The sequence below is a fragment of the Prevotella amnii CRIS 21A-A genome, from assembly GCF_000177355.1.
In the GTDB taxonomy this organism is placed as follows: domain Bacteria; phylum Bacteroidota; class Bacteroidia; order Bacteroidales; family Bacteroidaceae; genus Prevotella; species Prevotella amnii.
On record NZ_ADFQ01000039.1, the window covers coordinates 1 to 4468 of the forward strand.

A 4468-nucleotide genomic window follows, 5' to 3' on the forward strand; every position below is an offset into this window, starting at 1 on the left:
TTGTTTAGATTAATTGACAAAAATGTAGATATCGTAAGAATTTTATCAAGTATAGGTCCTGTTAATAGGCTCAAATCCCTTATGGATTTAATAAAAGAAAAAACAATGCTCCCCGAACAACAGAAAATTATGGCTTTTAATACATTGAGAACTCCTTCAGAGGAAAGTGAACATAAAGGGTTTAGCAATTTTATAAAAGGTGTTTTAGTATGTATCGTAATCCAAAAGCTCATACTCCAAGAATGACAGAGGATACACAATTATCAGCCATGATAGAGGTTTTAGTCGTTGCTTCCATAATTCATAACAAATTAGATATAACATATAAGACAGGATATTAGTTATTTGGCTTTTTGTTACTTTTGAGCCGTCTCAACTCGCTGCCAAAAGTAACGAGGTATTTTTTGTTGGGGTTTCTTTGCTCCTTTCTTTGTCCGCCCGAAGCTCACGAAAGAAAGGAGCGGTCGGCAAATCTGCCGACCGCTTTACGTTGTGTGCTCTTTTTGAACGATTATCCGTCCCGTCTTTACTTCGGGGTGTGTGGAGAAAGCCCAATTGATTTCCTCATCGGGAAGTGTGCTGTGAATGCTGCCACCCATAACCAACCCACAATTTTGCAGGACTTTCTGCCGTGCTTCCTCCTTGCTCTTTGCAACAACATCGAATACTCCGTCAAAGACATATTGCGTTCTAACTCTGTAAACTTTCTTCTTCATAATCTTAAAATTCAACCTTTAATAATCTGTATTCCTTTGGCTCTCCATTGGATAATTTGCGGTGTTTAAGCCAAAAATGATGCGCGCCATAGCCGTATGCAAAGTACTTGTCAAGTTCCGTTTCTTCGGCTATTTTGCCTATTGCCGTCCTTAACTCTTCCTCGTTGCCGGATAGGGTTATCGCATTGATAACCCGAACAAGAATGGGAGGTATCTCATCCGACCAATTAAAAATGAGGTTCTCTATCTCTGTTTTCATATCTCTGATAATTTAATGATTTATACTTTATGCCGTTGCCTTCATTCGTTGGCTGATTAGCCTGCGGTTGGCATTGACAAGGTTCACTATCTGTTCGTGATACTCCGTATTCTTGTTGCACACTCCACGACTTTGCACCACCTCAAATGATTTCAGTGATACCTCTATTGTTTCTATCCGCTTGCCCTCAATGGTTGCTGACAAGATTAGTGAGTCCTCTTTAAGATAATATTCGTTGGAAAATACGCAATGGTGCATGGTCGCTCCCTCTTCCAAATGCTCACGCACGCTCTCCAATACGTGGACTTGGATTGTGCCGTCGGTGAAATGGATACCGAAGAATTTGGATTTGAGCTCCTTGAAACGTTTTTCGTCTTCCATTGCCTTCTGCTGTTTTTGGGCTATCTCTTCCCTTTCCCTTTGTCTATTGAGTTCCTCCTGTCTGCGGTCGTGTTCGGCTTTAAGGTCTGTTGGGCATAAATATTTTGGATTATGAATATCCTTACCTAATCTTTTAAGTGTATCTACATAATCATTCCAAAGAGAAATGTCTGCTATCTCATAGCCGTTACGGACTGCTATCTTGTAGGACTGCCAATACTCGTCAAACGCTCTTCTTTTGCCAAGAAAATAGCGTAGGTGGTCTGTACGTCCCGACTTTATCAATGTTTCGGCACGGCTGTCAGAAAGCAAGGCAGGAATGAGTGTTGTCGGGGGTATATTGTGAAAGTCATCCTTGAAACCATTTCTGCGAAGTGTGTCTGATACCTTGAACTTCGGATATATCTGCGAATAGGCTGCGTATCGGTAGGCTTCGTTGTCGTTGCGGATTGCCATAGGTGTGCAATAGGAAAATGTATCAACGTAATGCCCCAATATACGTTGTATGGCAACCAAGGCTTTCCGTCCTTGTGCGCTCCACCAATACTGCCCGATTTCAAGTGCGTAGTACTCTGCCTTGCAACCTTTCTCCATTTCAGCCACGAGGAGGAACATCCGCAACACTTGGTATTCTCCGCAAGCGGTAAGTGTCGTGAAATAGTGCTTTTGCTGCAATTTCCTTTGGAATGTTTCCTTGACCTGCAACTTTGCCCTGCAATGAGGACAAGTGCAAGTTTCTCTATGTTTGTTCATTACCCAACTATGCCCACAATCCATACAAGTGGTGCGACCTTTTGGCAAGCGGTAGGCGAAGTGGTCTATGCACTCACGGAATGCCCACTTACTTTGTGTCTTGGTTATCGGGCAAAGATACTTGCTTTGTTCCAAAACTGCCTTTTCAAATTTGTTTCTCGGTTTCATAGGCTTAAAAATCAAATAGTGATGGTTGTACTTGGGTTGCTATGCTCTCTGTCTTTTTTACTCGTGCGTTACGGCTCTGTAACTTGGCAAGTTCCTCACGCTGATATTGCTTAATGGCTTCCTGCCTTGCTTCGGCTTTTTCTTCCTCTGTGAGTTCTACCATGTGATTGACCATTACTTGGCAATTGGTAGGCTTGCCAATCTCTAAATTGTCCTCATCATAGTAGTGAACAGCCATAGAGAAGATTTCATCATCATCAAAGCCGTTGCAACCGCTTTTCTGCACTTCATTAAGAATGTAGGTGATGCACTCCTCGATATTCTTGTTAGGTTTCATCAAGTTAGGGGCAAACAAGGGGTCTGTCATAGCACGCTGATTAAGATACTCGGCTATTGTCCGTGTGAAATGTTCTGTTCCTTTCATATTGCTTAGTATTTTGGAATTTCTACTATTTGATTGATGCGCCCATATAGGTAGGCTCTTAGGCTGGTGCGGTCGGGTGCGTAATACTCTGTTCATTGTCCGTATTGATTGACAAGATATTTCTTCAGTACATCAAAGAAGTCAAAGCGATAGCCTTGCAGGGGAACGGCTGTACGGAAATAGGTGTTTGAGTTCACTATATCACATAGCCAATTCTTTTTTTCGAGCCAAGCTCTCAACAACTCGTCCTCACGGCTTATCATTTCGCCACGATTGAGTTTCACACGTAGGATATATACTTTGCTGTTACAAAGGCTCTCCAAAGGTGGAACGTCCCATTGTACAAACTTAATTGCCAATACTTGCTCACTCTTTTCAGCCGTAGGGTTAATGCGGTAATGAGAGGAGGAGCTATATCCTTTTCTGTTCATCGAAGATGTTGTATTTACTTTTTGCTTATCCATAGCGACATTTTTTTTATGCGTCCAAAGATCGGAGTATGCTGATTCCTTTTTGTAGCAAAATAGAGGTAGCGGGGCAGGCTTACACAAGGTTTTGTCGGAAAATACAACCCATAGGTGTGGAGATTTTCCAGACAAACCAAGCGGCACAGACCTTTTGAAAGCCACATGCCCCGTACTACCTTTGCGGATAAAAAGGGAACAGCATCCGCTTCTCCTTGTCATCGCATATCGTGGAGCATCGGAAAAGAAGCAAAAGTGCAACGCTCGTAGTGGAATATAGAAAAGGTGGCTATCTCAAAATGCGAGATAACCACCTGATGAAATAAAACGAAGGTTTTACAGAGCTGTGCTTCTCAAAGCACGCATAGCAGGATGGCACAGACAATCGCCAGCCAGAAGAGAATGCTCAGCAGCGTAAATGCCACTTTCAGAATTACCCTGACTATAAAGCGTAGTATCAGAAAACCTGCAATAACTGACACGACAGTTACGACCTGTGGCGTTACTATCTTCGAGATAAGCCAAATGGTGCCGATAACGATGGAAAGCAGGATTGCGAGTTCGATGAAGCGTGTCCAACCGAAGCGGCGGACTTGCTTGGGAGAAGTCGGCTGCTGCTTGTCATTATCGGTTTTGTTCGATGCGTCTGCCTTGATGAAGGCAGGTGTGTGAACGTCTTGATTCATGATGATTGTATTCATATAGGAGCTTTTTATAGTTTCAAGAGCAGTTACAAGATGCGCAGACTACACAAAGACAAGTGTTTGAAAAAACTCTTGGCGTGTGGAGTGGAGCGTTTATCTTGGCTCTTGACACTACAGAAGCTCCCGATGGTGCTACATCAAGTCATGTTCTCACCGCCTACGGTTGGCAGACCATTGACCTCTATGAGCAGAACGATAGTCCCTGTCAGTTCGGTGTAGAGTTTCTCATACTCTGGAGTTGCGCCAAAGTCGTCTGTCAGTTCATACTTGTCGAAAACGCTTTGCACAGCCTTATTCTTCAGAAGCATTGGTGTTAGTCTTTCGGGGAGTGGAGAGGGCAGTTCTTTCTCAAACTCATTCTCCAAGACAGACACAAGTGTATCATACTTTGAAAAATGCAGTCCTCGATGCAACACTTCGTTTGCCATTACCTCCGCTTCGGGATGCGAGAAGCCTTGTGCCACTGCATCGCAGTAGGTGGAAAGTGCTTCATCGGCTCTTGCCGTTATGAATGGTTTGTCGCCCAGCAGTTCTGAGAAATGTTCACTGAGATAGTTCTCCAACTTCAGGCGGAAGTAAGATAGTTCTTTCTTGGTTTT

The 4468-nt window shown here is 43.3% G+C and carries 8 protein-coding genes and 1 pseudogene; 2 read left to right on the plus strand and 7 right to left on the minus strand.

Features of this window, described 5'->3' with window-relative positions; all coding sequences use genetic code 11:
• Together HMPREF9018_RS03775 and HMPREF9018_RS11220 are read left to right on the plus strand one after the other, a co-directional pair.
• On the plus strand, nucleotides 1-246 hold a 246-nt coding region (locus tag HMPREF9018_RS03775; RefSeq protein ID WP_232724637.1), incomplete at its 5' end, for a TIGR02391 family protein.
• Nucleotides 243-341: a hypothetical protein gene (locus HMPREF9018_RS11220; protein WP_232724638.1), complete on the plus strand. Its 99-nt coding sequence runs from the start codon at nucleotides 243-245 to the stop codon at nucleotides 339-341. The genes HMPREF9018_RS03775 and HMPREF9018_RS11220, both read left to right, overlap by 4 nt.
• Nucleotides 342-485: 144 nt before the next feature.
• Here HMPREF9018_RS11220 and HMPREF9018_RS03780 read toward each other — a convergent pair whose 3' ends face one another.
• The 7 genes and pseudogenes from HMPREF9018_RS03780 to HMPREF9018_RS03810 form a co-directional block, all read right to left on the minus strand.
• On the minus strand, nucleotides 486-716 hold the full coding sequence (locus HMPREF9018_RS03780; protein WP_008448360.1) for a hypothetical protein: 231 nt from the start codon (nucleotides 714-716) through the stop codon (nucleotides 486-488).
• Nucleotides 717-720: 4 nt separating this feature from the next.
• Nucleotides 721-975, minus strand: coding sequence for a hypothetical protein (locus HMPREF9018_RS03785; RefSeq protein ID WP_008448362.1), 255 nt, complete (start codon nucleotides 973-975; stop codon nucleotides 721-723).
• A 27-nt stretch (nucleotides 976-1002) separates the two neighbouring features.
• Nucleotides 1003-2277, minus strand: a complete 1275-nt coding sequence (locus HMPREF9018_RS03790) for a PcfJ domain-containing protein (protein WP_039864282.1) — start codon at nucleotides 2275-2277, stop codon at nucleotides 1003-1005.
• Nucleotides 2278-2281: 4 nt separating this feature from the next.
• On the minus strand, nucleotides 2282-2701 hold the full coding sequence (locus tag HMPREF9018_RS03795; RefSeq protein ID WP_008448370.1) for a PcfK-like family protein: 420 nt from the start codon (nucleotides 2699-2701) through the stop codon (nucleotides 2282-2284).
• 5 nt (nucleotides 2702-2706) lie between these two features.
• Nucleotides 2707-3165 (minus strand): annotated as a pseudogene (locus HMPREF9018_RS03800) (hypothetical protein).
• Nucleotides 3166-3518: 353 nt separating this feature from the next.
• Nucleotides 3519-3866, minus strand: coding sequence for a hypothetical protein (locus tag HMPREF9018_RS03805; RefSeq protein WP_039864280.1), 348 nt, complete (start codon nucleotides 3864-3866; stop codon nucleotides 3519-3521).
• 140 nt (nucleotides 3867-4006) lie between these two features.
• The coding region (locus HMPREF9018_RS03810) for a DUF1896 domain-containing protein (protein WP_008448365.1) at nucleotides 4007-4468 on the minus strand (462 nt) is incomplete at its 5' end.

What these genes read in the sequence shown, in the direction of transcription:
- HMPREF9018_RS11220 (WP_232724638.1), top strand. Translation starts at nt 243, where the DNA reads ATGACAGAGGATACACAATTATCAGCCATGATAGAGGTTTTAGTCGTT.
- HMPREF9018_RS03780 (WP_008448360.1), bottom strand. Translation starts at nt 716, where the DNA reads ATGAAGAAGAAAGTTTACAGAGTTAGAACGCAATATGTCTTTGACGGA.
- HMPREF9018_RS03785 (WP_008448362.1), bottom strand. Translation starts at nt 975, where the DNA reads ATGAAAACAGAGATAGAGAACCTCATTTTTAATTGGTCGGATGAGATA.
- HMPREF9018_RS03790 (WP_039864282.1), bottom strand. Translation starts at nt 2,277, where the DNA reads ATGAAACCGAGAAACAAATTTGAAAAGGCAGTTTTGGAACAAAGCAAG.
- HMPREF9018_RS03795 (WP_008448370.1), bottom strand. Translation starts at nt 2,701, where the DNA reads ATGAAAGGAACAGAACATTTCACACGGACAATAGCCGAGTATCTTAAT.
- HMPREF9018_RS03805 (WP_039864280.1), bottom strand. Translation starts at nt 3,866, where the DNA reads ATGAATACAATCATCATGAATCAAGACGTTCACACACCTGCCTTCATC.